This window comes from Roseivivax sediminis (assembly GCF_900112685.1).
GTDB lineage: Bacteria > Pseudomonadota > Alphaproteobacteria > Rhodobacterales > Rhodobacteraceae > Roseivivax > Roseivivax sediminis.
In genome coordinates, this window is record NZ_FOMS01000004.1 from 272,597 (window position 1) to 297,413 (window position 24,817).

A 24,817-nucleotide genomic window follows, 5' to 3' on the forward strand; every position below is an offset into this window, starting at 1 on the left:
TCCCTGCCCGCGCGGCCTCTGCCACGCTCGAGCCATGATTCGCGCCCTTGCCCTGGCCCTGACGCTCGCCACCCCCGCGCTCGCCGCGGAGACCGGCGCCATGTCCGGCGCCGAGTTCGACGCCTACACCGAAGGCAAGACACTCTATTTCGGCCAGGACGGAGCCGCCTACGGTGTCGAGCGCTACCTGCCGGATCAGCGCGTCGTCTGGTCGTTCCTCGACGGCGAATGCAAGACCGGCCGCTGGTACGAGCAATCCGGACAGATCTGCTTCGTCTACGAGGACAACCCGACTCCGCAATGCTGGAGCTTCTACCGCGCGCCACAGGGCGGCCTGCGGGCGGTGTTCGAGAACGACCCGGCCCGGACCACGCTCTACGAGGCGCGCCAGGACGAGGAACCGATGCTCTGCAAGGGGCCCGACGTCGGCGTCTGACCGCACCGGGATCGGAGGGGCGCTGCCCCTCTTGGCCGCAGGGCGGCCAATTCACCCCGGAGTATTTCGCGGCCCAAAGAAGCCAGAACGCGCGCTGCTGCTTCTTTGGGCCGCGAAATACTCCCGCCGGAGGCAGTCGCGCCGCCGCCATCGGGGACGCGGCCGGGACAGCGTGTCACGTTCGCCGGGCGCGCGGAGCCGGCCGCCGCAGGCGGGCGGCGACAGGACCTGAGCGGCGCGACGCGCCGCACCGCCGGATCAGGGAGGATCGAAGCGGTAGCCGAAGCGGGCGATGTCCTCGCCGCAGATCCCGGCGACGCGCTCGGCGGTGGCCGCGTCGTAATAGGCGCGCCAGTCCGCGGCGCGGCCAGAGCGGTTGGCACGCGGGACGTCAGGCCGGAAGCCCAGATGCGCCGCCAGCGGGGCGAGGTCCTCCTCCAGCGCCTCGAGCCTCAGGAAGTACGCCGGGCGCTCGCGCCCGTCCGGACCGCGCAGGTAGGATCCGTAGGGATGCGCCGAGAGGCTCGCCGCCGTCGCCGGGTCGGCGACGAACCCGGCGAAGTCCGTGCGCCGCGCCCGCCGCACCGCCGCGTGATCGAAGTCCTGCGCCCGCAGCCAGTGGTAGTAGCTCACCACCCGGTCCCAGGGATTGCGCACCAGCGTGAAGGCCAGCATTCCGGCCATCGCCGCCTGGGGCAGGACGCCCTCGATGTCGGCAAGTGTCGAATGCTTCCACAACCGTCCGCGCGCGTTCAATCGCTTCAGCCGTCCGCGCCGCCGGCGCGCCTTGGGCGTGTCGCCGATCAGGATGTCGTCGGCCATTGCCCGAGCCTCGAGCGCCAGCGCCATCGACGTGCCGCCCGTCTTGGGAATGTGCACGAAGACATAGCGGCGCCCGGGCGAGATGATCATGGCGCCGATCCTAGCCGCCCGCTCCCCGGCGCGACATTCGCGCGCGCACGAAGGCTGGACGCCGTGGCCGCCACGTCGCACTCTGCCCGCCGAGAAGGAGAGGGAGGAAACCCATGGGCTGGCTCGCCGACGAGACCGGACTGGAGAAAAGCGACGCGAACTACACGGCGCTGACGCCGCTGTCGTTCCTGTCCCGCGCGGCGGACGTGTTCCCGGACGACACCGCCATCGTCTACGGCCGCACGCGGCGCAGCTACGCGGAGTACCGCGAGCGATGCTCTCGGCTCGCCTCCGGGCTCGCCGGCCTGGGCGTCGTGCCCGGCGACGTGGTGGCCACGCTCCTGCCCAACGTGCCGGCGCATGCCGAGGCGCATTTCGGCGTGCCCGCCTGCGGCGCAATCCTGAATGCAATCAACACGCGGCTCGACGTGTCGACCGTGGCCTACATCCTCGGCCATGGCGGCGCGAAGGTGCTGCTCTGCGACAGCCAGTTCCTGCCGCTCGCGCACGATGCCATCGCTGCGATGGAGGAAGGCAGCCCGCCGCAAATCGTCGAGGTTCCCGACGCCGAGGCCGGCCTCGCCACCTCGGGCGACTACGTCACCTACGACGACTTCCTCGCCTCCGGCGATCCGGACTTCGCCTGGATCATGCCCGAGGACGAATGGGAGAGCCTCGCGCTCAATTACACCTCCGGCACCACGGGCCGGCCCAAGGGCGTGGTTTACCACCACCGCGGCGCCTACCTGAACGCGATGGGCCAGGTGCTGTCCTGGCGCATGGTGCTCAGGCCCGTCTACCTGACCATCGTGCCGCTCTTTCACTGCAACGGCTGGTGCCACACCTGGATGATGCCGGCGGTCGGCGGCACGCTGGTCTGCTGCCGCGAGGTCCGCGCGAAACCGATATTCGACGCCATCGCGGACGAGGGCGTGACCCATTTCGCCGGCGCGCCGATCGTTCTCAGCACCCTCATCGACGCGCCCGAGGAGGACCGCCGCGCCTTCGAGCAGGTGGTCGAGGTCTTCACCGCCGGCGCCCCGCCCGCCGCCGCCACGCTCGCCGCGATCGAGCCGATGGGATTCAACGTCACCCATGTCTACGGCCTGACGGAGACCTACGGGCCGGCGACCGAATGCCTCTGGCATCCCAAGTGGGACGGGCTGGAGCGCGACGACCGCGCCGCCGTCAAGTCCCGCCAGGGCGTCGGCATGCCGTTCATCGAACACGTCACCGTCATGGACCCCGAGACCATGCAGGAGGCCAGCCGCAGCGGCGCCCATCAGGGCGAGATCATGTTCCGCGGCAACGGAGTGATGAAGGGCTATTACAGGAATCCCGAGGAGACCGCCAAGAGCTTCGCCGGCGGCTATTACCGCACCGGCGACCTCGCGGTGCTGGAGGACGACGGCTACATCCGCATCGCCGACCGGGCCAAGGACATCATCATATCGGGCGGTGAGAACATCTCCTCCATCGAGGTGGAGGGCGTGCTGATGACCCACGAGGCGGTGAGCCTCTGCGCCGTGGTCGCCAAGCCCGACGACAAGTGGGGCGAAGTGCCCTGCGCCTTCGTCGAGACGCGCGCCGGCACCGAGGTGAGCGAGGCGGATCTGATCGCCTTCGCGCGCCGGACGCTCGCGGGGTTCAAGACCCCCAAGGCGGTGGTGTTCGGCGAGTTGCCCAAGACCTCCACCGGCAAGATCCAGAAGTTCCAGCTGCGCGATCGCGCGAAGGATCTCTGACTCGAACCGGTGTCCGCGCGCCGCGTCGCCGGCGCGCGGCTTCGGGCACCGACGGCATGCCTGGCGCCACGCGTGTCTTCCGGCCAGAGCGGGACCGGCGTGTCTCAGCGGGGAAAACAAAACCTGGTTCCGCCCTTTCCTCAGCGGAAGTGCTTCTGACCGGGCTGCCAGTGCCGAAGCGGCGCTTCGCTGCGAGAGCCGCGAACCTCTACGGCGCGGAGCGGGGCAGCGAGGTGGCCGCGTCAATGATGTCCCGAAGCCGGGCGTCGTCCAAGAGCTCCAGCTCGAGCATGGCGACGTATGGGTCGCCTTGTAACGACAAGGCTCTTGCAAAAGCCGGTTCCGTCTTCAGGCCATCCCGCTTCAGTCGCCTGACCGACTCCTGCAGGTGTGGCCCCAACGCCAACAGCCTTGCCTCGACCCGAAAATGCCGAACGCCCCACTGATACTCCGTGGCGAGCCTCTGGCAGAACAGTTCGATCTCCCACCCCATCGCTTTGAACGATGCGACGGTCGCCGGTTCTGAAAGATGACTCACGTGGCGAATGGAAAAAGCCTCCATCCGACCGAATGCGCGACGCACAACCGCTGAAAACCGGTCGAAGTTCGGCGCGGTGCACGCGATATCTATGTCGCTCTGCTCCGTCGCAAGACCAAGCGGCGGCGTTCCGATGACAACCGGCGTGAACTCCGCGAGCCGGGTGAGGATATGCAGTTCTTCGATGACGTCGTCATATGGCGGTCTCATCCTCCCTTTCTCCGTTTCCCTGCATCTGGCGGCAACCATCGTTGAGGCGATATTCGAGACCTGACCGCGACAGCCTCGGCCTCGCGGCAAGCCGGCGAAGGCTGCGGCGCCGGTTTTTGCCTCACCTGCTATGCAATTAGCGGGATGCGGACCTGTTCTCTCGATATTTGTCACGCTGCACCGCAGCGGCTACATCCTGTCGCGAAGCCTGGGACACCAGACACCAAGTAAAGCAAGACAAAGGAGCTCAGACATGTCCGCAATCACTTTCAATTCCTCGGCGCCGCAAGAGCGCCAGGGCCGTGGCCTGCTCGGAAACATCGCGTATTTCTTCGGCAAGGTCGCCGACACCACCCAGCGCGTGAAACGCGTTCACGTGCTCCACTCCCTGAGCGACAAGGAACTCGCGGAACGTGGCCTGAAGCGCGAAGAGCTTGTGCACTACGTCTATCGCGACTCGCCCTACGTCTAAGAAGCTCTCGCAGACGGCCGGCTGGCGGGCTTGCACGGCCGCTCCGGCCCTCACGGTGTGAACCGGCCTGCGCATTGACTTGGGGACAATCTCGATGCGCAGGCGGCCCGGTCGATCGTGGCTCGGCCGCGTTACGGTATGAGTTTCAAGGCCGCTCCGCTGCAAGAGCCATGCACGTGGCGGGATGCGGTGATGAAGCATCTCCTGTGGCTGTGCTGCAGCGCAGCGTCTATCTGCTGCGCAACGCTCGGGCGCCAAAGCGCCCCGCACTTCAAGGAGTTCCCAGATGACCGCAACAGATATCCAGTCCATCCCGCAAGACCGCTCCGAAAGCCGTGGAGTCTTCGGCCGCATCCTCGACGCCATGGTGATCATTGCCGAGTCCAACCCTCGTTTGCGTCGCGTCGAGCAGCTCCAGGCGATGTCCGACGAGAAACTCGCCGAGATGGGCCTGAAGCGCGAAGACATCGTCCGCCACGTTTTCAAGGACACCTTCGCCCTCTGATGACCTCAGTGGCTTCCGCGGCCGCCTATTGGGCCCGGCGCACGAGGAAACGGAGCCCGGGGCTGCTGATCGCCGCGCGGCGCATGACGGGCCACCTCAAGCGACGGCGCGACGCGGGCCATGATGGACAAATCCGTCCGGCAGATGACGCGCTCCCGGCGCCGTCAGGCGCTGTTCCGGAAGACCCGTTCGCCTCACGTCCCCCTTCCCCATGCGCGATGATCTGCGCGTGGGTGGCCGCATCGGCGGGCTCCGCCTCTCTGCCGGCGCGGGCCGCGCCGCAATGTCCACCGACAGCGCCATCCCGTTCAGGTTCGAAAGCGGCGTCTCGTCCCGGCTGTCGGCCGGATATCACTGCCGAACGGCGGAGGTTTGTACCCCGCACAGGTGCTCTCCCACCGCCCGCGAGGCGGGAGGCGCGCAATCGACACCCCCCATTCCCCATGCTAGCATCCGTCGACCAGAGGCAGAGCAGCCCACAGGATGACAGCGCTCCACGAATACCAGCGGCTCGAGGCGACAGGCCTGTGGCGCCCCGAGAGGGGTGCGCAGCGGCGCGAAGTCGTGGTGGCGCTGGGCGACGCGACGCTGACCATCAAGGACTTCAACGACCGCGTGCTCGCACATTGGTCGCTCGCCGCGGTGACGCGTGCCGGTCCGCGCGGACAGGACCCGACCCTCTACCACCCCGACGGCGATCCCGGCGAGACGCTGGAACTCGCCGCTGCCGAGACCGACATGATCGAGGCGCTCGAACGCATTCTGCGCGCGGTCGACCGGCGCCGTCCGCGGCCGGGGAAGTTGCGCGTCTGGCTGTCGGGCGGCATCGCCGCGGCGCTTCTCGTTGCGGCGGTGATCTGGCTGCCCGGCGCACTCCTGGCCTATGCCACGGACGTGGTGCCCCCGGCCAAGCGGGCGGAGATCGGCGCCTCGCTGCTCGACCGGATCACCCGCGTTTCGGGCCAGCCCTGCGCCGCGCCCGAGGCGCGCCAGCCGCTGCGCCGCCTGGCCGCGCGACTCCTCGGGGAGGCGCGGCGCGACGCCCTCGTCGTGCTGCCCGAGGGGCTGGAAGACACCGCGCACCTGCCGGGGGGGCGCATCCTGCTCAGCCGCGCGCTGATCGAGGACCCCGAGGATCCCGACGTGCCCGCGGGCTACATCCTTGCCGAGGCCGTGCGCGCCGCGGCGGGCGATCCCCTGGCGAACCTCCTGCGCCATTCCGGCCCGGTCGCCAGCCTGCGCCTGCTGACCACCGGGGAGATGCCGGATTCCGCTCTCGACGCCTATGCCGAGTACCTGCTGACCGAGCGCGCGGCGGCGCCGGTCCCGCCGGAGACCCTGCTCGCCGCCTTCGACAAGGCGGAGTTGCGCGCGACCCCCTATGCCTATTGGCGCGACATGACCGGCGAAAGCACGCTGCGCCTCATCGAGGCCGATCCCCGCGCCGGCCTCGGCAGTCGCCTGGTCCTCAGCGACGCCGACTGGCTGCGCCTGCAGGGCATCTGCGGCGGCTGAGCCCGGCATCCGCCCCCGCCCGGCCGCGTCGCCCTGCATCGCGTTTCAGGATACCCGGCGTACGGACCCGCGCAACAGATCGCAGCGCGCTCCCCGAAGACATCCACGGAGACCCTCGCACGGACCGGGGCGCGCCGCACCCCGGCGCAGAGCCGTGTCACCTCACCGGTAATACACCACCGGATCCTTGACCTGCGGCGGCCGGCCGCCGAGGGCGCGGCGCGGCACGGTATTGGTCCATATCTGCTGAGTGGCGTAGAAACCATCGAGCGACTGGTTGGCGCGGTTGCGGTTCAGCCGGTCGTCGTCCCAGGCGCGGCGGTGGCCCTCCGGGATCCGCACGACCTGATCGTCGCGCTTGTGGTAGACGTGCAGCGGCAGGATCCGCGTGCCGCCCGGGAGATCGCGCACCGCCTCGCCGCGCACCGGATCGGAGCGTCCCTGCACCACGACCGTCGTCGCCGGCGCGGAAGCGGCGCCGCAGCGCACCTCGTAGCCGCCCGCGGGCCCGCCCGCACAAGCGGACGCCTCGGCGGGCAGGACCATCGGGCGCGGCGGCGGCGCCGGGCGCGGCGTGTAGCGCGCCGGTTCGGGCACCGGGCGCACGATCTCGGGGGCCGGCCGGGCGCGCCGCTCGCGCGCCGGCGGCGTGGCGGCGGCGACCTCGGTTCGCGGCTCCGGCGGCGCGATGGTCTCGGCCCGCGCAATCCGCTCCGGTTGCGGGTCGGCTTGCGGTTCGGGGGCTCCGGACAGGCTCGGCGTCTGGCCGCAGATATGCTCGCGCGACCGCGTCACCCGCGGCACCCAGGAGGTCGTCCCGTCGATGCCGGCGCGGATAAAGGCGCAGCCGCGGCTGTCCACGTATTGCCGGCCCTCGTAGCTCTCCGGCGGCAACTCCGCCGGCACGTCGCTCGCGTCCTGTGCCCAGGCGGCGGCGCCCAGCAGCATCGCAACCGCCCAGGCGCCAGGTCCGGGCCACATCGTCTTCGCCATTGCCATCCCCCACAGATGCTGGTCGGAAGGATGCCGCAAGGATTAGCGCCTGTAAAGCATTGGAGGCGCTTATTTAGTGCCGAACATGCGGTCGCCGGCGTCTCCCAGCCCCGGCACGATGTAGCCCTTCTCGTTGAGCCTCTCGTCCAGCGCGGCGGTCACGATGGGCACGTCGGGATGCGCCTCGCGCATCCGCTCCACACCCTCGGGCGCCGCCAGCAGGCACAGGAAGCGGATGTCCGTCGCTCCGGCCTGCTTCAGCAGGTCCACCGCCGCGGCCGAGGAATTGCCCGTCGCCAGCATCGGGTCGACCGCGATCACCAGCCGGTCCTCGAGAGAATCCGGCACCTTGAAGTAATACTGCACCGGCTGCAGCGTTTCCTCGTCGCGGTAAAGCCCGACGAAGCCGACGCGCGCCGAGGGAATGAGTTCCAGCACCCCGTCGAGGAGCCCGTTGCCCGCCCGCAGGATGGAGATAAGCGCCAGCTTCTTGCCGGCCAGCACCGGCGCCTCCATCGGCTCCATCGGCGTGTCGATGGTCCGCGTCGTCATCGGCAGCTCGCGGGTGATCTCGTAGGCCAGAAGCTGGCTGATCTCGCGCAGAAGCTGCCGGAACGACGCGGTCGAGGTGTGTTTCTCGCGCATGATGGACAGCTTGTGCTGCACCAGCGGGTGCCGGACGATTGTCAGATGCTCGGTCATGGGCGCTCTCCTGTCAGGCGCTTGGCGATGCGTGCGCGGGTCTCTTCGTCGCAGAAGGCGGCGTCGAGCGAGGCGCGCGCGAGCTCTCCGAATACCTCGGACTCCCAGCCGAAGGTGCGGGCGAGCCCACGATATTCCGCGCGCATGGAGGTGTGGAAGAACGGCGGATCGTCGGTCGACACGCTCACCCGCACGCCGCGGTCGCGCAGGGTTTCGATCGGATGCGCGGCGAGCCGCGGGTAGACCCCGAGCGCCACGTTAGACCCCGGGCAGACCTCGAGGCAGATCCCGTTCTCCACCAATCTGTCCACAAGCGCCGGATCCTCGACGCTGCGCACCCCGTGGCCGATCCGCTCAACCCGCAGGTGATCGAGGGCCGCGCGCACTTCTTCGGGCCCGCGCCATTCCCCGGCATGGCTGGTCAGCCGCAGCCCGGCCTCGCGCGCGCAGTCGAAGGCCCAGGCGAAGTCCTTCTGCTCGAACGCGTTCTCGTCGCCCGCCATGCCGAAGCCGACGAGACGTCGCCCGGCGGTCTCGGCGGCGCAAAGGGCGGATTTCCGGGCCCTTTCGGGGCCGAGGTGACGCACGCAGGTGACGACAAACCGCAGCGTCACGCCGAGATCGCGCTCCACCTCCGCAGCGGCCTCTTCCATCGCGGCGAGATAGTCGCGCCAAGCGTCCACATCCCCGCCGCCGCAGAAATCGGGGCTGAGGAAGGTCTCGCAATAGATCACGTCGTTCGCGGCCAGCTCCTCGCCCACCGCGCGCGCCAGCCGGGCGTAATCCTCCGGGCGGCGCAACACGCCGGTCGCCGCCTCGTAGACCTTGAGGAAATGGACGAAGCCCTCGAAGGCGTAACTGCCGTCGCGGCGGAAGATGCGCGAGATGTCCTCGCGCTTCTCCGCGGCGAGACGGCTGATGAAATCCGGCGGCGCCGCTCCTTCGAGGTGAAGGTGCAGCTCCACCTTGGGCATCGCCTCGATCTGCCGCACCGCGTCCTCGTCCATCACAGAAAGCTCCGCCCCGGCCCCTGCGCCGGCACCCCAAGATGCGCCGCGACTGAGGCCGCGACATCGGCATAGGCGACCTGTCCGATCTCACCGGCGCCGGCCCCCGCGACCAGCACCGGCACGCGCTCGCGCGTGTGATCGGTGCCGCGCCATGTCGGGTCATTGCCGTGATCGGCGGTCAGGCACAAGAGGTCCCCCTTGCGCAGCCGCGGCAGGATCTCCCCGATGCGCGTGTCGAACCATTCCAGCGCCCTGGCATAGCCCGCCACGTCCCGCCGATGCCCCCAGAGCGAATCGAACTCCACGAAGTTGGCGAAGACGAGTGCCCCGTCGGGCGCCTCGTCCACCAATCCCGACAGGTGGCCCATCAGCTCCGCATCGGTGCCCTTCACCACCCGGTCGATCCCCTCCATGGAGAAGATGTCGCCGATCTTGCCGACCCCGATCACCGCGCGGCCCGTATCCTGCACCCAGTTGGTCAGCACCGGCTCGGGCGGCCGGATGGCATAGTCGCGCCGGTTGCCGGTGCGCCGGAACGCGCCGGCCTCGCCCACGAAGGGCCGCGCGATCACCCGGCCGACGCGCATCTCGTGCAGCATCGGCGCGATCCCCGCGCAGAGCGCCTGCAGCCGCTCCAGCCCGAACGCCTCCTCGTGCGCGGCGATCTGGAACACGCTGTCGGCGGAGGTGTAGCAGATCGGCCAGCCGGTGCGCAGATGCTCGGCCCCGAACCGCTCCAGCATCACCGTGCCCGAGCCGTGGCAATCGCCGAGAATTCCGCCCGTGCCGGCGATCTCGCAGACCCGCGCGCGCACCGCCTCCGGAAAGGCCGGCTCGGCCACAGGAAAATAATGCCAGTCCCACGGCACCGGCAGCCCGGCCAGCTCCCAATGCCCCGACGGCGTGTCCTTCCCGCGCGAGCGCTCGGTCGCCGCGCCCCAGCGCCCCTCGGGCACAGCCCCGAGCCCCGGCGCCGCCGCGCCCGAGGCCAGGCGCAGCGCGGCGCCCAGCCCCAGCCGGTCCAGCACCGGCAGGCGCAGCGGCCCCGACCGCCCCGTCTCCGCGGCGCCCCGCGCGCAGGCCTCGGCGATATGCGCCACCGTGTTCGCCCTGGTATCCGGCACGCCGTCGTTGAAGAACGCCCCGGCATCCGGCGCCCCGCCGATCCCGACCGAATCCATGACCACCAGAAAGGCCCGGCTCATATCGCCCCCGGTTTCATCTGCCCGAAAATATCCCGGGGGAGTCGCCGCAGGCGACGGGGGCAGCGCCCCCTGCCCCGACCCCTGCGAAGACGCCCGCGAGGGCGGATGAGCACCCCCCTCATCCCACGCGCCCCCGCACCAGCGCCGGCACCTCCGCGTCCGGCCCGATCCGCATCGCCGACTGCACCGCCCGCGATGCCGCCTCCGCCTGCCCTTCGCGCCCTGCATGCACGCGCGCCAGCGGCTGCCCCTTCGCCACCACCGTGCCGAGGGGGGCCACGTCGGTCAGCCCCACCGCCGGATCGACCCGGTCGCCCTCGACCTGCCGGCCGCCGCCCAGCGCCACCACCGCAAGGCCCAGCGCCTCGCCGTCGATCGCCTCGACCACGCCGTCCTCCTGCGCCGGTACTTCCCGGACCACCGGCGCCTCGGGCAGCAGGCGCGCCCAGTTCTCGACGAAACCGCGCGGCCCGCCCATGGCATCGACCATCCGGCCAAACCGCTCGGCCGCCGCGCCGCCCCCGATCGCCGCGCCGATCCGCGCCGCGCCCGCCTGCAGCCCATCGCAGAGCCCAGCCGAGGCCAGAAGCTCCCCGCCCAGCGCTTCCGTCAGCTCCCGCAGCGGCCCGCCACCGCCGCTCAGTACCTGCATCGCCGCGGCCACCTCGACCGCGTTGCCGACCGCCGGCGCCAGCGGCGCGTCCATCCCCGTCAAGAGCGCCGTCGCCGGGCAACCCGCCGCCCGCGCCGTCTCCACCAGCGCCTCGGCCAGCAACCGCGCCTCGGCCTCGGTCTTCATGAACGCGCCCGAGCCGACCTTGACGTCGAGCACCAGCCCCCCGATTCCCGCCGCCAGCTTCTTCGACAGGATCGATGCGGTGATGAGATCGACGCTCTCAACCGTCGCCGTCACGTCGCGCACCGCGTAAAGCCGCCGGTCCGCGGGCGCGAGGTCCGCCGTCGCCCCGGCGATCGCACACCCCGCGACCTCCACCACCTCCCGCAGCCGCGCCTCGTCCAGGTCGGTGCGCACGCCCGGGATCGCCTCCAGCTTGTCGAGGGTGCCGCCCGTGTGACCCAGCCCCCGGCCCGAGATCATCGGCACGCAGACCCCGCAGGCGGCCAGCGCCGGGGCCAGCACGAGGCTCACGCAATCGCCCACGCCCCCGGTCGAATGCTTGTCGAGCACCGGCCCGCCCACGTCCCAGGTCAGCTGCCGCCCCGAGGCGCGCATCGCTTGCGTCAGCGCCAGCCGCCCCCCGGGGCCGAGCCCGCGCAGACAGACCGCCATCGCGAAGGCCCCGGCCTGTGCGTCCGACACGCCGCCGTCGGCCAGCCCGCGCGCGAACCAGGCCAGCGCCTCCGCATCCGGCGTCTCGCCGCGCCTGAGGGCCGCGATCACGCCGCGCGCGTCGGTCATGCGCCCTCCATGTGGCCACGCCCGAAGGCCCCGGGCAGCAGATCCGACACGCGCATCACGCGCTCGGCTCCCGCCGTTGTGGCCATGGTGACCACCGCGTCGCCGGGCGCGAATTCCGCGATCTTCTGGCGGCAGCCGCCGCAGGGCGGCACCGGCTCGGGCGCGTCGGCGATCACGTAGATCGCCGCGATCTCGGTCCCGCCGCCGGCGACCATCGCGGCGATCGCGCCGGCCTCGGCGCAGGTGCCCTCGGGATAGGCCACGTTCTCCACGTTGCAACCCGCGAACACGGCGCCGGACCCGGTGCGCAAAGCCGCGCCGACCTTGAAGCCCGAATAGGGCGCATGGGCCCGCTCGCGCACCGCCCGCGCCGCCTCGCGCAATTCCGCCGCCTCGCCCGTCATGCTGCTCCCAGTCTCGCCCGCATCTCGCCGGACCTTCATGGTGTGCACGCGGCGTCGCAAGACGCAAGCCGCGCGGCGGCGGCGGAACCCCTCGCGCCGCGCCGCGTTCCCGCCGCGAGAACCGGAACACAACACGAACGGAGCCCGCCATGACAGACGATCCCAAACAGGACACCCCCGGCAACGCCGACAAGCCGGTCGAGCGCTGGACCACCGGCGACGAGCCGATGACCGGCGCCCAGGCCTCCTATCTCGAAACCCTCTGCGAAGAGGCGGGCGAGTCCTTCGACGACAGTCTCAGCAAGGCCGAGGCCTCGCGCCGCATCGATGCGCTGCAATCCGCCACGGGCCGCGGCTGACCGGAACCCGGTCGCGTCGGCGGGGCGTTTGCCCGTCAGGACACATCAAGACAGGAGGCCGACCTCATGGCACAGCCGACGGAAGCCCAGCTCGATCCCGCCCACGACCTGCCGGACGACCCGCGCGAGCCGATGACCGATGTGCAGGCGGCGCAGCTGCGCGACCTCACCGACCGCACCGGCGAGGAGTTCGACATGGCGATGACCCAGCGCGAGGCCGCGCGCCGCATCGCGCAGCTCGACGAACTCGCCCGCTGACCGGCGCCGGCCGGGCCGGTGCCGCACCGCGGCAGGAACAGCACCTTCCGCACCGGCATCAAATGGGCTAGCCCTCCCCTCGACCACGACCCGGGGGGAGCAATGTCCGACCAGCCGACCGACACCTTGCGCCAGCAGGCGCTCGCCTATCACCGCGACCCCAAGCCGGGGAAACTGGAGATCCGGGCGACCAAGCCCATGGCCAACGGCCGCGATCTCGCGCGCGCCTATTCGCCCGGAGTCGCCGAGGCGTGCCTCGAGATCAAGGCCGATGAAAATACCGCCCGCGACTACACCGCCCGTGGCAACCTCGTGGCCGTCGTTACCAACGGGACTGCGGTTCTGGGGCTCGGGGACATCGGGGCGCTGGCCGCCAAGCCGGTAATGGAAGGCAAGGCGGTCCTCTTCAAGAAATTCTCCGGCATCGACTGCTACGACATCGAGCTGAACGAATCCGACCCCGAGAAGCTCGCCGACATCGTCTGCGCGCTCGAGCCGACCTTCGGCGCCATCAATCTCGAGGACATCAAGGCGCCCGACTGCTTCATCGTCGAGAGGATCTGCAAGGAGCGGATGAACATCCCGGTCTTCCACGACGACCAGCACGGCACCGCCATCGTCGTCTGCGCCGCCGCGCTCAACGCGCTGACCGTGGCCGGCAAGCGTTTCGAGGACATCAAGATCGTCTCCACCGGCGGTGGCGCGGCCGGCATCGCCTGCCTCGACATGCTGCTCAAGCTCGGCGTGAAACGCGAGAACGTGTGGCTGTGCGACCTGCACGGTCTCGTCCACGAGGGCCGCACCGAGGAGATGACGCCGCAAAAGGCCGAGTACGCTCAGTCGGGCGGGCCGAGGTCCCTCTCCGACGTGATCGAGGGCGCCGATCTCTTCCTCGGCCTCTCGGGGCCGAACGTCCTCAAGCCCGAGATGGTCGAAAAGATGGCCACGCGCCCGATCATCTTCGCGCTCGCCAACCCGAACCCGGAAATCATGCCGGACGCCGCGCGTGCGGTGTCGCCCGACGCGATCATCGCCACCGGCCGGTCGGACTACCCCAACCAGGTCAACAACGTCCTGTGCTTTCCGTTCATCTTCCGCGGCGCCATCGACGTCGGCGCGACGGAGATCAACGACGAGATGAAGATCGCCTGCGTCGAGGCGATCGCGGCGCTCGCCCGCTCCACCACCTCGGCGGAGGCGGCGGCGGCCTATCGCGGCGAGCTGATGACCTTCGGCGCCGATTACCTGATCCCCAAGCCGTTCGATCCGCGCCTTCTGGCGAACGTCTCCGTGGACGTCGCGCGCGCGGCGATGGAGTCCGGTGTCGCGACGCGCCCGATCGAGAACCTCGAAGCCTATCGCGACCGGCTTAACGCCAGTGTCTACAGGTCCGCGCTGCTGATGCGCCCGGTCTTCGAGGCCGCCTCCACCGCCGCGCGGCGCATCGTCTTTGCCGAGGGCGAGGACGAGCGCGTGCTGCGCGCCGCGCAGGCGATCATCGAGGAGACCACCGAGACCCCGATCCTGATCGGCCGCCCCGAGGTCATCGCCACCCGCTGCGAGCGCATGGGGTTGGAGATCCGGCCCGACCGCGACTTCAACATCGTCAACCCCGAGAACGATCCGCGCTACCGCGACTACTGGCAGAGCTATCACGACCTGATGTGCCGCCGCGGTGTGACACCCGACCTCGCCCGCGCGATCATGCGCACCAACACGACCGCGATCGGCGCCGTGATGGTCCACCGCGAAGAGGCCGACAGCCTGATCTGCGGCACCTTCGGTGAATACAAGTGGCACCTGAACTATGTCCGCCAGGTGCTCGGCACGTCGAATCTCTATCCGCACGGCGCGCTGTCGCTGATGATCCTGGAGGACGGGCCGCTCTTCATCGCCGACACCCACGTGCACACCCGCCCGACACCCGAACAGATCGCCGAGTCGGTGATCGGCGCGGCCCGGCACACGCGGCGCTTCGGCATCGAGCCGTCGATCGCGCTGTGTTCGCAGTCGCAGTTCGGCAACCAGGACAGCGATTCGGCTGAGCGTCTGCGTGCGGCACTGGAGCTCCTCGACGCCGCGCCGCGCGATTTCTGCTACGAGGGCGAGATGAACGTGGAGGCGGCGCTCGACCCCGACTTGCGCGAGCGCCTTTTCCCGGCCAACCGGATGCGCGGCCCGGCGAACGTGCTGATCTTCAGCCATGCCGATGCCGCCTCCGGCGTGCGCAACATCCTCAAGGCGAAGGCCGGCGGACTCGAGGTCGGTCCGATCCTCATGGGGATGGGCAACCGCGCGCATATCGTGAACCCGTCGATCACCGCGCGCGGCCTGCTCAACATGGCCGCCATCGCCGGTACACCGGTGGCGCAGTACGGCTGAGCGTTCGGGGCGGGCAGACTGCCCGCCCTGCCGGATCGGCGCGCCGCCACCCGGTCGGCGCGCGCCGGGTCAGATTCCGCCGCCCGTCGCCTCCCGCAGCGCGGCGGCCTCTTCCTCGGGTGTGCCGGGAAACGGATCGCGTCCGGCGCGGCGGTACCAGTAGGCGGCGTTGCCCTCGTCCCCCTCCAGCCGGTGCAGATGGGCATGCATCCATGCGCCCTCCGGGCTCGGGTCGTCCTGCGCGATGTCATGTGCGCCCTGCCAGTCTCCCTGTGCGAGGGCATCGAGCGCGGCCTGCAGTCTCTCGTGCATCGTGTCCTCCTTCCGGTTACCCCAGTCACGTAGGGCCGGGCCGCGCGCCGCACACCCCGCCGAGGTTTGCAAACTCCCGACGATTTCGCCGGATCGCTTCGCTGCCGCGTTGCTTTGCAAATATCCGCAAGGTCGCGCCGCGAATTCTGCAAACTTTTTGTCGCAGGCTTGGGAGTGTGGTCGCTAACGGGCTTGCCCGACCGTGTCCGCTATCCGTAACAGACCGGCAACGAGGAGGAGGGAACGCGATGAGCTATGCCGAGGTTTACGCCGCCTGGAAAGCCGACCCGGAGGCGTTCTGGATGGACGCGGCCCGCGCCATCGACTGGGACCGCGCGCCTAAGAAGGCGCTCACCGACAAGGGCGACGACCTCTATGCCTGGTTCGCCGACGGCCTCGTCAACACCTGCTGGAACGCCGTCGACCGACACGTGGAGGCCGGCCGCGGCGAGCAGACCGCGATCATCCACGACAGCCCTGTCACCCACACCAGGCGCGAGATCTCCTACGTGGAGCTGCGCAACCGCGTCGCCACGCTCGCCGGGGCTCTGCGCGCCAAGGGCGTGGAAAAGGGCGACCGCGTCATCATCTACATGCCGATGATCCCCGAGGCGCTGGAGGCGATGCTCGCCTGCGCCCGGCTCGGCGCGATCCACTCGGTCGTCTTCGGCGGCTTCGCGGCGAACGAACTCGCGGTGCGCATCGACGACGCCAAGCCCAAGGCGATCATCGCCGCGTCCTGCGGCATCGAACCGGGGCGGATCGTCCACTACAAGCCGCTCCTCGACGGCGCCATAGAGCAGGCGACGCACAAGCCGGATTTCTGCGTGATCTTCCAGCGCGAGGCGGAAGTGGCCCACCTGACCGAAGGCCGCGACGTCAACTGGCACGGCTTCCAGTACGGCGTGGAGCCGGCCGAATGCGTCCCCGTGGAGGGCGACCACCCGGCCTACATCCTCTACACCTCGGGCACGACCGGGGCGCCCAAGGGTGTCGTGCGGCCCACCGGCGGGCACCTCGTCGCGCTCAACTGGACGATGAAGAACATCTACAACGTCGATCCCGGAGAGGTCTTCTGGGCCGCCTCGGACGTCGGCTGGGTCGTCGGCCACAGCTACATCTGCTACGCGCCGCTGATCCACGGCAATACCACCATCGTGTTCGAGGGCAAGCCCGTCGGCACCCCCGATCCCGGCACGTTCTGGCGCGTGATCTCCGAACACAAGGTGCGCAGCTTCTTCACCGCGCCGACCGCCTTCCGCGCCGTGAAGCGCGAGGATCCCACGGGCGAGTTCATCGCGAAATACGACCTGTCGCACCTGCGGGCGATCTACCTCGCCGGCGAACGCGCCGACCCCGACACGATCGAGTGGACGCAGGACAAGACAGGAAAGCCGGTCTACGACCACTGGTGGCAGACCGAGACCGGCTGGACCATCGCCGGCAACCCCGTCGGGATCGAGGCGATGCCGGTCAAGATCGGCTCCCCGACGGTGGCGATGCCGGGCTACGACATCCGCATCCTCGCCGAGGACGGCTCCGAGAAGCCAGACGGAGAGCTGGGCGCCATCGCGGTGAAACTGCCGCTGCCGCCCGGCACGTTGCCGACGCTCTGGAACGCCGAGGAGAGGTTCCGCAAATCCTACCTGACCACATTCCCCGGCTATTACGAGACCGGCGATGCCGGCATGAAGGACGCGGACGGCTACCTCTGGATCATGGCGCGCACCGACGACGTCATCAACGTCGCCGGCCACAGGCTGTCGACGGGGGGCATGGAAGAGGTGCTCGCCAGCCACCCCGACGTCGCCGAATGCGCGGTGGTCGGCGTGAAGGATGAATTGAAGGGCCAGCTTCCCATGGGCTTCGTCTGCCTGACCAAGGGCGTGAACCGCCCCGCCGCGGAGGTCGAGGCCGAATGCGTGAAGCTGGTGCGCGACCGCATCGGGCCGGTCGCGGCCTTCAAGCTCTGCAAGGTGGTGGACCGACTGCCCAAGACCCGATCCGGCAAGATCCTGCGCCGCAGCATGGCCGCCATCGCCGACGGCGAGGAGGTCAAGGTCCCGGCGACCATAGACGATCCGGCGATCCTCGACGAGATCCGCGAAGGCGTCTCCGCGATGGGCTATCCGCGCGGCTGATGCTCCGGCGCCGTCGCTGCTGCATGGCACCGTGATACCGGACTTGCGCCCCCGGCCCAGCGGGCCGGCCGGCTCCCGTCTCGGCGACCGTGCCCAGGCCGCCGCGAACCTTGGTCCCGCGCGCGGGAGGCGCCGGCCCTATCGCCGCACCCCCTCCAAAAGTTCGTCCGACACCTTCTCGTGGCCGTGCAGAACGGTGAAGACCCCCGTCGCCTCCACCACCGCCGCCTGCACGCGGCTCAGGTCGCCCACGTTCTCGTCGCGCAGCTTGGCCCAGAGGTCCGCCCGCGTCATGTCGGCACGGGCGAGGTTCTGCTCCAGGATCTTGCCGTTCTCCATCACCATGAGCGGGCCGTTGTCGATCGTGTTCTCGGCGGCACGGAAATGCGTGCGCAGGGGCGCCACCGCCATCTGCCACAGGAAGATGACGACGACCGCGCAGATCGGAATCCACAGGCTCTTGTCCGTCGCCGTCAGGCCGCTCGCCACCACGGAACCAAGCGCCACCGTCACGGCAAAGTCGAAGCCCGAGAGCTTCGAAAACGACCGCAGCCCGAAGATGCGGCTCATGGCGATCACCACCGCCATCAACAGGGTGACGCGGAGCAGCAATTCTCCGAACAGGGCAAGGCTCATGCATGGGCTCCTTCGCGGTCATGGTCGTGATGGGTATGGCGCGGATCCATCATACCCGATTTCACGCCGCGCTGAATGAGCCAGATATTCATCGGCCAGGCGGCCAGCAGCCCCAGGCTGAGCGACACGACCAGCGAGGACCAGAACCGCACCTCGCCCATGGTCGCGCCGCCCGACAGCCACAGATCGGTGCCGATGGCGACAACCTCCATCACCGTGATCGAGGGCGTCTCGCTCAGCACAGCGTCGCGCAGCGCGGTGCGCAGCGGCGTGCCCTCCTGCACCAGCGGCCCGACGGTCAGCGCAAAGCCCGCCGCATAGGCGCAGGCGAAAGTCAGCGCCGCCACCCAGACCGTGGCCAGCGACAGAAGCCCGACGGCAATGAAGAGCCCGGCGATCTCACCCAGCCCGCAGCCCGAATAGCAATGCGCCACCGACCGCGCGCCGCGCCGCGCGGGACTATCGCGCGCGATCTCCTTGCGGCCCGCCCAGCGGTAGATCAGCAGGCCCAGCGGCCCCGAATAGGCCACGGTCAGGGCCCAGACGAGCTTCATGAGGCTCATCAGGTGGCTGTTGCGGGTTGTCAGGTCGCGGATCGTCCAGGCCAGGCACGGCACCATCGCTGCGACCCAGAGGCCGAGGACGAGCGGGGAGGAAAGTAGCGCTGTCACGACATCCATGTCCGGCCAACGCCGTGGAGGGCGGGCCCGGTTCCCCGTCCGTCCTCCGGTGGCGCCGTCCGTCTCAGACGAACTGCTCGCGAATGAGCCGCTCTTCGAGCCCGTGACCGGGGTCGAAGAGGACCCGGTGCACCACGCCCGGCTCCGACCGGATGCCGACCTCCACCACGTCGCGCACCGACCGCGAATCCGCCTCCGCCATGACCGGGCGCTTCTCGCCGTCCAGCACCTCGAAGCGCACGTCGGCAGTCTTGGGCAGGAGCGCCCCGCGCCAGCGCCGCGGCCGGAACGCCGACATCGCGGTCAGCGCCAGCACATCCGCGCCAATCGGCAGGATAGGCCCGTGGGCGGAGTAGTTGTAGGCGGTCGAGCCTGCCGGCGTCGCCACCAGCGCGCCGTCGCAGACAAGCTCCGACATGCGCATCCGCCCATCCACGGTGATCCTGAGACGCGCCGCCTGCGGCCCTTGCCGCAGCAGCGACACCTCGTTGATCGCCAATGCCTCGTGCACCGCGCCGCCGGTGTCCACCGCGCGCATCGACAACGGGTTGAGCTCCGCCTCCTCCGCCGCGGCCAGCCGCTCGGGCAGGTCGTGGTCGGAATATTCGTTCATCAGGAAGCCCACCGTACCGCGATTCATGCCGTAGACCGGCACCGCCAGCGCCTGCGTGCGGTGCAGCGTCTGCAGCATGAACCCGTCGCCGCCCAGCGCGACGATCACGTCGGCGCCGCTCTCGGCATGGTCGCCATAGGCGCGGGTCAGCGATTCCAGCGCCGCCTGCGCGATGGGCGCGTTCGACGCGGCGAAGGCGATGCGAAGCGTCATGGCGCTGGGTTTCCTCGGTCGGACAATCCGCGCCGAAACAAGCACATGTTTTCCGCCCTGACCAGCGATGCGCAACATCCTTACGGGGTGCCGCGTCGCATTCCCCTTGCCATGTGTCGCCTCCGGGGGTGTATAGAGGGCTTCAGCGCACTGGTTTCCGATCGGAAACACGGGAAACGCAACGCCGGGAGCCGGCCCGCGCCGGCCGCCCCGGCCAGATTCGGGAGATATCGACATGAACATCACCCACCGCGACACCGGGTTTTTCACCGAGACCCTGTCCAGCCGCGACCCGGAACTCTTCGCGGCGATGGAGGGCGAGCTCGGCCGTCAGCGCGACGAGATCGAGCTGATCGCGTCCGAGAACATCGTAAGCCGCGCCGTGATGGAAGCGCAGGGCGGCGTGATGACCAACAAGTACGCGGAAGGCTATCCCGGCCGGCGCTATTACGGCGGCTGCAAGTGGGTCGACGTGGCCGAGAACCTCGCCATCGACCGTGCCAAGCAGCTTTTCGGCTGCGGCTTCGCCAACGTGCAGCCCAATTCCGGCAGCCAGGCCAACCAGGGGGTGTTCACCGCGCTTCTGCAGCCGGGCGACACGATCCTCGGCATGAGCCTCGATGCCGGCGGGCACCTCACCCACGGCGCCAAGCCCAACCAGTCAGGCAAGTGGTTCAACGCCGTGCAATACGGCGTGCGGCGCGAGGACGAGCAGCTCGATTACGACCAGCTCGACGCGCTCGCGAAAGAGCACAAGCCGAAGATGATCATCGCCGGCGGCTCGGCGATCCCGCGGATCATCGACTTCGCCGGGATGCGTGAGATCGCGGACAGCGTCGGCGCGTATCTTCTCGTGGACATGGCCCACTTTGCGGGGCTGGTGGCCTCGGGCCACTACCCCTCGCCCTTCCCGCACGCGCATGTGGCGACGACCACGACCCACAAGACCCTGCGCGGCCCGCGCGGCGGCATGATCCTGACCGACGACGAGGCACTGGCCAAGAAGTTCAACTCGGCGATCTTCCCGGGCATCCAGGGCGGGCCGCTGATGCACGTCATTGCCGCCAAGGCCGTGGCCTTCGGCGAGGCGCTGCGCCCGGAGTTCAGGAATTACTCCGGCCAGGTCATAAAGAACGCACAGGCGCTGTCGGAGCGGCTGATCGAGGGCGGACTCGGCACCGTGACGGGCGGCACCGACACGCACCTGGTCCTGGTGGACCTGCGCCCCAAGGGCGTGAAGGGCAACGCGACCGAGACCTCGCTCGGCCACGCGCACATCACCTGCAACAAGAACGGCGTCCCCTTCGATCCCGAGAAGCCGACGGTGACGTCGGGCATCCGCCTCGGCACGCCGGCGGGCACCACCCGCGGCTTCGGCGAGGACGAGTTCCGCCGGATCGCCGACTGGATCGTCGAGGTGGTGGACGGGCTCGCGCAGTCCGAGGAGAACGGCGCGGTCGAGGCCAAGGTGCGCGCCGAAGTGGCCGAGATGCTCGCGCGCTTCCCGGTCTACCCCGAGCTGTGAAGCTCGCGCAGGGTGGGCAGATTGCCCACCCTGCCAGGCGCCGCTGACGCCCCATCGACAAACCGGCAGCCGCTGCCGAAGAGGAACATCGCGGCTTTCGTCCCGGCCACCGGCCCGCGCGACGCAGGCCACCTCGCGCCCGAGTGGTGGCCGCGACGCCGGCCCACTCGGCGCGCCAAACGCGGACCATCACGTCAGGCCATGCGCCGCTCCCATCGCGCCTCACCCTCGGCGCGATGGGACCGCCCGAACGCAACGCGAGAACGGCATGACGACCGCCACCCCGACAAGAGCGCGCGCGGCCCCACCACGCCACCGGGCGTCCCCATCGCGCCGCCCGCCCTTGGTTTTCATCTGCCCGGAAATATCCCGGGAGCGCGAGGGCAGCGCCCTCGCTCCCATCGCCTGCCACATAAACCGACGGCCGCCCCTTGATCAGAGCAGACCGCGCCAGCGCAGCAGCACGAGCAGCAGCACCGCCAGCAGACCCAGGTTGACCGCCAGCGTCGCCGCAAGCCCCAGCGCCTTGCCGATCCGCCGGTCGCGCACGTCGATCCCGCGCAAATGCGCCTCGGCCCGGTCCGCCGCGGCGCCCACGCGCGCGGGGTCGATCAGCGGGCGCAGCCGCGGGTGCCCCGACAGATGCGCGGCCTCCGCCAGCGTGCCGAGATCGCGCCGCACGCCCCTGGGCAGATCGCGCCCGGCCCGCGTCGCCCGCTTCCGGAGCGTGCCGGACTTCAGCCCGAGGCGCTCGGCCATCAGCGTCTCGATCCGCGCCACCCGCGCCGTCAGATCCGCCTCGCCCGCCATCGCGCCCGCTCCTGTCCCATTCGGCCCGCCGCGACGCTACCGCGGCGCGCGCCGCGCGCAACCCCTCTGGCCCCGCGGCGGCGAAGCGGCTACCACGGCGCCATGCAGCTTCACACGATCACCCACGGCACCGTCGCCGATACGCCTCCACTCCTCATCGTGCACGGGCTCTACGGGTCGGCGCGGAACTGGGGGGTGATCGCGAAACGCCTGTCGGATACGCGCCAGGTGATCGCCGTCGATCTGCGCAATCACGGCCAGAGCCCGTGGAGCGACAGCCATTCCTATCCGGAGCTCGCGGGGGATCTGTCCGAGCTGATCGACACGCTGGGTGGCAGCGCCGATATCGTCGGCCATTCCATGGGCGGCAAGGCGGCGATGGCCCTCGCCCTCACCGCGCCGGACAAGGTGGGCCGCCTGGTCGTCGCCGACATCGCGCCGGTCGCCTATGCCCATTCGCAGATCCGATATATAGAGGCGATGCGCGCGGTGGATCTCAGCCGTGTCGAAAAACGCTCCGAAGCCGCCGCACAGCTGGCCGAGACGGTACCGGAGCCGACGCTCCAGAGCTTCTTCACCCAGTCGCTGGACGTCGCCAACAAGCGCTGGATTCTCAATCTCGACACGCTCGCGGCCGAGATGGACAAGATCCTCGGCTGGCCGGACATCTCCGGCCGATTCGACGGCCCGACGCTGTTCCTCAGCGGCAGCGAAAGCGACTATGTCGGACCCGAGCACCGCGACACGATCCGCGCGCTCTTTCCGCGTGCCCGCTTCGCCAGGCTGCCCGGCGCCGGCCACTGGCTGCACGCCGAGAAGCCCCGCGACTTCGAGGCCTCCGTGCGCACCTTCCTCGACATGACCGACTGAGGCGCGGTCAGAGCGCGCTGCAGCTGCGCTCCGCGCTCCGCACGAACCTGGTGTAGGTCGACCACAGCCGCTCGTCGTCCTGCCGGTCCGATTGCCGGATCACCTGCGCCTGATGCGGATCGCGGTAGAACGATTCCGCGACGCGCTGCTCCGAAGAGGTCAACACCCGGTCCGCCACGCCCTGAATGCAGCCGCAAAGCTGCGGGTTGCGCTTGGGCCTGTCGCTGCGCAGGCACGCCGTCCGCAGCGGGCCGTTGGCCAGGTTGACCGTTGAGAAGGACGCGCTCCGCGTCACCGTTTCGCGTTGTCCGCACGCCGAAAGCGTCAGCGCACACACCGCCAACACGAGGGGAATTGCCTTCATCCGCCTGTCCCTTGTCCGCGCCGGGCCGGGGCGTTCTTCAAGCGCCGTGCCGTGCCCGGCATCACTGCCGATGCCGGATCATGGCGCAGATCAAGGGATATTTCAATTCACGCGATGGCGTCTCAGTCCGCGATCTGCACGCCCTTGCAGCCGCGCACCTCCTCGAGATCCGCCGGCTCGGTCGTCACGTCCTCGACCTCGGCGGACGACGGCCCCTGGCGCATCGCGCCGACCACCTCCTCGAGTTCCAGTGCCTCGCCGGCGAGCACCGCCTCGACGCTGCCGTCCGCGGCATTCTTCACCCAGCCGCGCACGTGGCGCGGCGCCGCGGTCTCGCCGACATAGGCGCGATAGCCGACACCCTGCACCTTGCCGGTCACGCGCACGCGCATCGCATTCTCTGACATGGAATCCTCCTGAAATTCGGTGTTCCTTGGCCAACCCGCGGCCCCGGCCCCGCGTTCCCGGGCTTTCCCCGGGGACGGTCTCTGCCATAGTCGGCCCGAGCACAGCGAAAGGCCGTCCCATGTCCCTCTCCCGCCTGCGCGGTCGCGCGTCGCGCGCGCTGCAATACGCCGCGGTGCGCCGGTCGATCCGCCACGTCGCCGGCCCGCGCCGGTTCGAGCTGAGCGACACAGAGGTCGCGACGATCCTCGTCGGCCGCAACGTCGGCTTCTTCCTCGACCGCTTCGCGGAGCATCACCGCGCCCTCGGCGCCGACTATCTGGTCTTTCTCGACAACGGCTCCAGTGATGACGGGCCGGAGCGGGCGGCGCGGATGGACAACACCATCGTCGCGACCACCGATGCCAATTTCGCGCAAAACGAGGCGCCGCTGCGCTACTATGCCGCCACGCTCTTCACCCGCGGGGGCTGGCGGCTCTGCGTCGATGCGGACGAGCGGCTGGATTACGTAGGCGCGGACCGGCTGGCGTTGCCCGACCTCGCCGCCCGCCTGACCGCGCGGGGCCATACGGGGCTCGCCGCGCAGATGCTGGAGATGGCGCCGCCCGGCCCGATCAGGCCCGATCACGACCGCGATTTCGATGCCGCCCTCAGCGACTTCACCCGATGCTCGCTCGCCGACATCACCTCGCATCCCTACCACGACCCGGCGCTGCCCTTCGCGTGGTTCCTGGCGCAGAACAGCGCCGGCCCGGAGGTGGAGATCAAGTTCGGCGGCCTGCGCCGGACGCTGTTCGGAGAGGAGTGCTGCCTGACCAAGCACCCCTTCTTCCGCGCCGGCCCCGGCATCGTGCCGCAGCCCCATCCGCACGTGACCACGGGCATCGCGGTGGCGGATTTCACCGCCCTCCTGCGGCACTACAAGTTCGCCGGCGGCGCGCTGGCGCGCGACGCGATGCTGACCGCCGAGGGCCGCGTCGCCCACACCGAAAGCGCCCAGCGCCTCGCGCGCTTCTCCTCGGAGCCTGCCCTTTCCTTCGACGTGACAACAGCGCAGGACGACCCCGGCGTGGAGGGCCTGACCGAGGCCGGCTTCCTCACCGCCAGCCCCGAGGCCCGCGCGATGCTGGGCGCCTGAGGCGCGCCCCGCGCCAAAGGTACGCCGGGCGGCTCCAAGCCACC

27 protein-coding genes are annotated in these 24,817 nt (G+C 69.9%); 12 read left to right on the forward strand and 15 right to left on the reverse strand.

What is annotated here, in order from left to right; all coding sequences use genetic code 11:
* The first annotated feature begins 34 nt into the window (after positions 1-34).
* Positions 35-436 (forward strand): hypothetical protein, encoded by a 402-nt coding sequence (locus F3H57_RS08625; RefSeq protein WP_149755496.1) that lies wholly within the window; start codon positions 35-37, stop codon positions 434-436.
* A gap of 258 nt (positions 437-694) precedes the next feature.
* Here the strand turns inward: F3H57_RS08625 and F3H57_RS08630 are convergent, their stop codons facing one another.
* Entirely contained in the window at positions 695-1,348 is a 654-nt protein-coding gene (locus F3H57_RS08630; protein WP_149755497.1) for a sulfotransferase family 2 domain-containing protein, read from the reverse strand.
* Positions 1,349-1,461: 113 nt separating this feature from the next.
* Here F3H57_RS08630 and F3H57_RS08635 point away from each other — a divergent pair, with 113 nt between their 5' ends.
* Positions 1,462-3,093 carry an AMP-binding protein gene (locus tag F3H57_RS08635; protein ID WP_149755498.1) on the forward strand — a complete coding sequence of 544 codons (1,632 nt, stop codon included), beginning with the start codon at positions 1,462-1,464 and terminating at the stop codon, positions 3,091-3,093.
* Positions 3,094-3,301: 208 nt separating this feature from the next.
* Here F3H57_RS08635 and F3H57_RS08640 read toward each other — a convergent pair whose 3' ends face one another.
* Positions 3,302-3,841 carry a DUF4269 domain-containing protein gene (locus F3H57_RS08640; RefSeq protein WP_149755499.1) on the reverse strand — a complete coding sequence of 180 codons (540 nt, stop codon included), beginning with the start codon at positions 3,839-3,841 and terminating at the stop codon, positions 3,302-3,304.
* Positions 3,842-4,094: 253 nt separating this feature from the next.
* Between F3H57_RS08640 and F3H57_RS08645 the strand changes: the two genes are divergently transcribed.
* From F3H57_RS08645 to F3H57_RS08655, 3 genes are all read left to right on the forward strand, one after another.
* Positions 4,095-4,313, forward strand: coding sequence for a hypothetical protein (locus tag F3H57_RS08645; RefSeq protein ID WP_149755500.1), 219 nt, complete (start codon positions 4,095-4,097; stop codon positions 4,311-4,313).
* A gap of 286 nt (positions 4,314-4,599) precedes the next feature.
* Entirely contained in the window at positions 4,600-4,818 is a 219-nt protein-coding gene (locus tag F3H57_RS08650) for a DUF1127 domain-containing protein (protein ID WP_149755501.1), read from the forward strand.
* A gap of 483 nt (positions 4,819-5,301) precedes the next feature.
* Positions 5,302-6,333 (forward strand): hypothetical protein, encoded by a 1,032-nt coding sequence (locus F3H57_RS08655; protein ID WP_149755502.1) that lies wholly within the window; start codon positions 5,302-5,304, stop codon positions 6,331-6,333.
* Between the two features lie 162 nt (positions 6,334-6,495).
* Here F3H57_RS08655 and F3H57_RS08660 read toward each other — a convergent pair whose 3' ends face one another.
* The 6 genes from F3H57_RS08660 to F3H57_RS08685 form a co-directional block, all read right to left on the reverse strand.
* Positions 6,496-7,326, reverse strand: a complete 831-nt coding sequence (locus tag F3H57_RS08660; RefSeq protein WP_149755503.1) for a hypothetical protein — start codon at positions 7,324-7,326, stop codon at positions 6,496-6,498.
* A 69-nt stretch (positions 7,327-7,395) separates the two neighbouring features.
* Positions 7,396-8,028 (reverse strand): uracil phosphoribosyltransferase, encoded by a 633-nt coding sequence (gene upp, locus F3H57_RS08665; protein WP_149755504.1) that lies wholly within the window; start codon positions 8,026-8,028, stop codon positions 7,396-7,398.
* On the reverse strand, positions 8,025-9,035 hold the full coding sequence (locus F3H57_RS08670) for an adenosine deaminase (RefSeq protein WP_149755505.1): 1,011 nt from the start codon (positions 9,033-9,035) through the stop codon (positions 8,025-8,027). Before F3H57_RS08670 ends, upp begins: the two co-directional genes overlap by 4 nt.
* Positions 9,035-10,243, reverse strand: a complete 1,209-nt coding sequence (locus F3H57_RS08675; protein ID WP_149755506.1) for a phosphopentomutase — start codon at positions 10,241-10,243, stop codon at positions 9,035-9,037. The genes F3H57_RS08670 and F3H57_RS08675 overlap by 1 nt, the downstream gene beginning before the upstream one ends.
* A 118-nt stretch (positions 10,244-10,361) precedes the next feature.
* Positions 10,362-11,663: a thymidine phosphorylase gene (locus F3H57_RS08680; RefSeq protein WP_149755507.1), complete on the reverse strand. Its 1,302-nt coding sequence runs from the start codon at positions 11,661-11,663 to the stop codon at positions 10,362-10,364.
* Complete coding sequence (locus tag F3H57_RS08685) at positions 11,660-12,067, reverse strand: cytidine deaminase (RefSeq protein ID WP_149755508.1); 408 nt, start codon at positions 12,065-12,067, stop codon at positions 11,660-11,662. Before F3H57_RS08685 ends, F3H57_RS08680 begins: the two co-directional genes overlap by 4 nt.
* A gap of 149 nt (positions 12,068-12,216) precedes the next feature.
* Between F3H57_RS08685 and F3H57_RS08690 the strand changes: the two genes are divergently transcribed.
* The 3 genes from F3H57_RS08690 to F3H57_RS08700 all read left to right on the forward strand — a co-directional run bounded on the left by F3H57_RS08690 (position 12,217) and on the right by F3H57_RS08700 (position 15,066).
* Complete coding sequence (locus F3H57_RS08690) at positions 12,217-12,426, forward strand: DUF3072 domain-containing protein (protein WP_149755509.1); 210 nt, start codon at positions 12,217-12,219, stop codon at positions 12,424-12,426.
* A 66-nt stretch (positions 12,427-12,492) separates the two neighbouring features.
* Positions 12,493-12,684, forward strand: coding sequence for a DUF3072 domain-containing protein (locus tag F3H57_RS08695; RefSeq protein ID WP_149755510.1), 192 nt, complete (start codon positions 12,493-12,495; stop codon positions 12,682-12,684).
* Between the two features lie 102 nt (positions 12,685-12,786).
* A complete protein-coding gene (locus tag F3H57_RS08700) occupies positions 12,787-15,066 on the forward strand; it encodes an NADP-dependent malic enzyme (RefSeq protein WP_149755511.1) in 2,280 nt (759 codons plus the stop codon).
* Positions 15,067-15,135: 69 nt separating this feature from the next.
* Here F3H57_RS08700 and F3H57_RS08705 read toward each other — a convergent pair whose 3' ends face one another.
* Positions 15,136-15,378 (reverse strand): hypothetical protein, encoded by a 243-nt coding sequence (locus F3H57_RS08705; protein WP_149755512.1) that lies wholly within the window; start codon positions 15,376-15,378, stop codon positions 15,136-15,138.
* Positions 15,379-15,626: 248 nt separating this feature from the next.
* Here F3H57_RS08705 and prpE point away from each other — a divergent pair, with 248 nt between their 5' ends.
* Positions 15,627-17,519: a propionate-CoA ligase PrpE gene (gene prpE / locus F3H57_RS08710; RefSeq protein ID WP_149755513.1), complete on the forward strand. Its 1,893-nt coding sequence runs from the start codon at positions 15,627-15,629 to the stop codon at positions 17,517-17,519.
* A gap of 138 nt (positions 17,520-17,657) precedes the next feature.
* Here the strand turns inward: prpE and F3H57_RS08715 are convergent, their stop codons facing one another.
* The 3 genes from F3H57_RS08715 to F3H57_RS08725 all read right to left on the reverse strand — a co-directional run bounded on the left by F3H57_RS08715 (position 17,658) and on the right by F3H57_RS08725 (position 19,661).
* Positions 17,658-18,155, reverse strand: coding sequence for a DUF421 domain-containing protein (locus tag F3H57_RS08715; protein ID WP_149755514.1), 498 nt, complete (start codon positions 18,153-18,155; stop codon positions 17,658-17,660).
* Entirely contained in the window at positions 18,152-18,835 is a 684-nt protein-coding gene (locus F3H57_RS08720; RefSeq protein WP_149755515.1) for a DUF4396 domain-containing protein, read from the reverse strand. The genes F3H57_RS08715 and F3H57_RS08720 overlap by 4 nt, the downstream gene beginning before the upstream one ends.
* Positions 18,836-18,899: 64 nt before the next feature.
* A complete protein-coding gene (locus tag F3H57_RS08725) occupies positions 18,900-19,661 on the reverse strand; it encodes an NAD kinase (RefSeq protein ID WP_149755516.1) in 762 nt (253 codons plus the stop codon).
* A gap of 235 nt (positions 19,662-19,896) precedes the next feature.
* Between F3H57_RS08725 and glyA the strand changes: the two genes are divergently transcribed.
* Positions 19,897-21,186, forward strand: a complete 1,290-nt coding sequence (glyA, locus tag F3H57_RS08730; RefSeq protein WP_149755517.1) for a serine hydroxymethyltransferase — start codon at positions 19,897-19,899, stop codon at positions 21,184-21,186.
* 435 nt (positions 21,187-21,621) lie between these two features.
* On the opposite strand, the gene F3H57_RS08735 is transcribed toward glyA, so the two are convergent.
* Positions 21,622-21,996: a hypothetical protein gene (locus F3H57_RS08735; RefSeq protein WP_149755518.1), complete on the reverse strand. Its 375-nt coding sequence runs from the start codon at positions 21,994-21,996 to the stop codon at positions 21,622-21,624.
* Between the two features lie 102 nt (positions 21,997-22,098).
* Here F3H57_RS08735 and F3H57_RS08740 point away from each other — a divergent pair, with 102 nt between their 5' ends.
* Complete coding sequence (locus tag F3H57_RS08740) at positions 22,099-22,866, forward strand: alpha/beta fold hydrolase (RefSeq protein ID WP_149755519.1); 768 nt, start codon at positions 22,099-22,101, stop codon at positions 22,864-22,866.
* Positions 22,867-22,873: 7 nt separating this feature from the next.
* On the opposite strand, the gene F3H57_RS08745 is transcribed toward F3H57_RS08740, so the two are convergent.
* The gene (locus tag F3H57_RS08745; protein WP_223163016.1) at positions 22,874-23,230 is read right to left on the reverse strand and encodes a hypothetical protein; all 357 of its coding nucleotides are present in this window, start codon (positions 23,228-23,230) and stop codon (positions 22,874-22,876) included.
* 122 nt (positions 23,231-23,352) lie between these two features.
* On the reverse strand, positions 23,353-23,637 hold the full coding sequence (locus tag F3H57_RS08750) for an acylphosphatase (protein ID WP_149755520.1): 285 nt from the start codon (positions 23,635-23,637) through the stop codon (positions 23,353-23,355).
* Positions 23,638-23,756: 119 nt separating this feature from the next.
* On the opposite strand from F3H57_RS08750, the gene F3H57_RS08755 reads away from it, so the two are divergent.
* On the forward strand, positions 23,757-24,773 hold the full coding sequence (locus F3H57_RS08755) for a glycosyltransferase family 2 protein (protein ID WP_149755521.1): 1,017 nt from the start codon (positions 23,757-23,759) through the stop codon (positions 24,771-24,773).
* The last annotated feature ends 44 nt before the right edge of the window (positions 24,774-24,817 follow it).

Excerpts from the sequence above, each read along its gene's own strand:
- F3H57_RS08625 (WP_149755496.1), top strand. The coding sequence starts at position 35 with ATGATTCGCGCCCTTGCCCTGGCCCTGACGCTCGCCACCCCCGCGCTC.
- F3H57_RS08630 (WP_149755497.1), bottom strand. The coding sequence starts at position 1,348 with ATGATCATCTCGCCCGGGCGCCGCTATGTCTTCGTGCACATTCCCAAG.
- F3H57_RS08635 (WP_149755498.1), top strand. The coding sequence starts at position 1,462 with ATGGGCTGGCTCGCCGACGAGACCGGACTGGAGAAAAGCGACGCGAAC.
- F3H57_RS08640 (WP_149755499.1), bottom strand. The coding sequence starts at position 3,841 with ATGAGACCGCCATATGACGACGTCATCGAAGAACTGCATATCCTCACC.
- F3H57_RS08645 (WP_149755500.1), top strand. The coding sequence starts at position 4,095 with ATGTCCGCAATCACTTTCAATTCCTCGGCGCCGCAAGAGCGCCAGGGC.
- F3H57_RS08650 (WP_149755501.1), top strand. The coding sequence starts at position 4,600 with ATGACCGCAACAGATATCCAGTCCATCCCGCAAGACCGCTCCGAAAGC.
- F3H57_RS08655 (WP_149755502.1), top strand. The coding sequence starts at position 5,302 with ATGACAGCGCTCCACGAATACCAGCGGCTCGAGGCGACAGGCCTGTGG.
- F3H57_RS08660 (WP_149755503.1), bottom strand. The coding sequence starts at position 7,326 with ATGGCGAAGACGATGTGGCCCGGACCTGGCGCCTGGGCGGTTGCGATG.
- upp (WP_149755504.1), bottom strand. The coding sequence starts at position 8,028 with ATGACCGAGCATCTGACAATCGTCCGGCACCCGCTGGTGCAGCACAAG.
- F3H57_RS08670 (WP_149755505.1), bottom strand. The coding sequence starts at position 9,035 with ATGGACGAGGACGCGGTGCGGCAGATCGAGGCGATGCCCAAGGTGGAG.
- F3H57_RS08675 (WP_149755506.1), bottom strand. The coding sequence starts at position 10,243 with ATGAGCCGGGCCTTTCTGGTGGTCATGGATTCGGTCGGGATCGGCGGG.
- F3H57_RS08680 (WP_149755507.1), bottom strand. The coding sequence starts at position 11,663 with ATGACCGACGCGCGCGGCGTGATCGCGGCCCTCAGGCGCGGCGAGACG.
- F3H57_RS08685 (WP_149755508.1), bottom strand. The coding sequence starts at position 12,067 with ATGACGGGCGAGGCGGCGGAATTGCGCGAGGCGGCGCGGGCGGTGCGC.
- F3H57_RS08690 (WP_149755509.1), top strand. The coding sequence starts at position 12,217 with ATGACAGACGATCCCAAACAGGACACCCCCGGCAACGCCGACAAGCCG.
- F3H57_RS08695 (WP_149755510.1), top strand. The coding sequence starts at position 12,493 with ATGGCACAGCCGACGGAAGCCCAGCTCGATCCCGCCCACGACCTGCCG.
- F3H57_RS08700 (WP_149755511.1), top strand. The coding sequence starts at position 12,787 with ATGTCCGACCAGCCGACCGACACCTTGCGCCAGCAGGCGCTCGCCTAT.
- F3H57_RS08705 (WP_149755512.1), bottom strand. The coding sequence starts at position 15,378 with ATGCACGAGAGACTGCAGGCCGCGCTCGATGCCCTCGCACAGGGAGAC.
- prpE (WP_149755513.1), top strand. The coding sequence starts at position 15,627 with ATGAGCTATGCCGAGGTTTACGCCGCCTGGAAAGCCGACCCGGAGGCG.
- F3H57_RS08715 (WP_149755514.1), bottom strand. The coding sequence starts at position 18,155 with ATGAGCCTTGCCCTGTTCGGAGAATTGCTGCTCCGCGTCACCCTGTTG.
- F3H57_RS08720 (WP_149755515.1), bottom strand. The coding sequence starts at position 18,835 with ATGGATGTCGTGACAGCGCTACTTTCCTCCCCGCTCGTCCTCGGCCTC.
- F3H57_RS08725 (WP_149755516.1), bottom strand. The coding sequence starts at position 19,661 with ATGACGCTTCGCATCGCCTTCGCCGCGTCGAACGCGCCCATCGCGCAG.
- glyA (WP_149755517.1), top strand. The coding sequence starts at position 19,897 with ATGAACATCACCCACCGCGACACCGGGTTTTTCACCGAGACCCTGTCC.
- F3H57_RS08735 (WP_149755518.1), bottom strand. The coding sequence starts at position 21,996 with ATGGCGGGCGAGGCGGATCTGACGGCGCGGGTGGCGCGGATCGAGACG.
- F3H57_RS08740 (WP_149755519.1), top strand. The coding sequence starts at position 22,099 with ATGCAGCTTCACACGATCACCCACGGCACCGTCGCCGATACGCCTCCA.
- F3H57_RS08745 (WP_223163016.1), bottom strand. The coding sequence starts at position 23,230 with ATGAAGGCAATTCCCCTCGTGTTGGCGGTGTGTGCGCTGACGCTTTCG.
- F3H57_RS08750 (WP_149755520.1), bottom strand. The coding sequence starts at position 23,637 with ATGTCAGAGAATGCGATGCGCGTGCGCGTGACCGGCAAGGTGCAGGGT.
- F3H57_RS08755 (WP_149755521.1), top strand. The coding sequence starts at position 23,757 with ATGTCCCTCTCCCGCCTGCGCGGTCGCGCGTCGCGCGCGCTGCAATAC.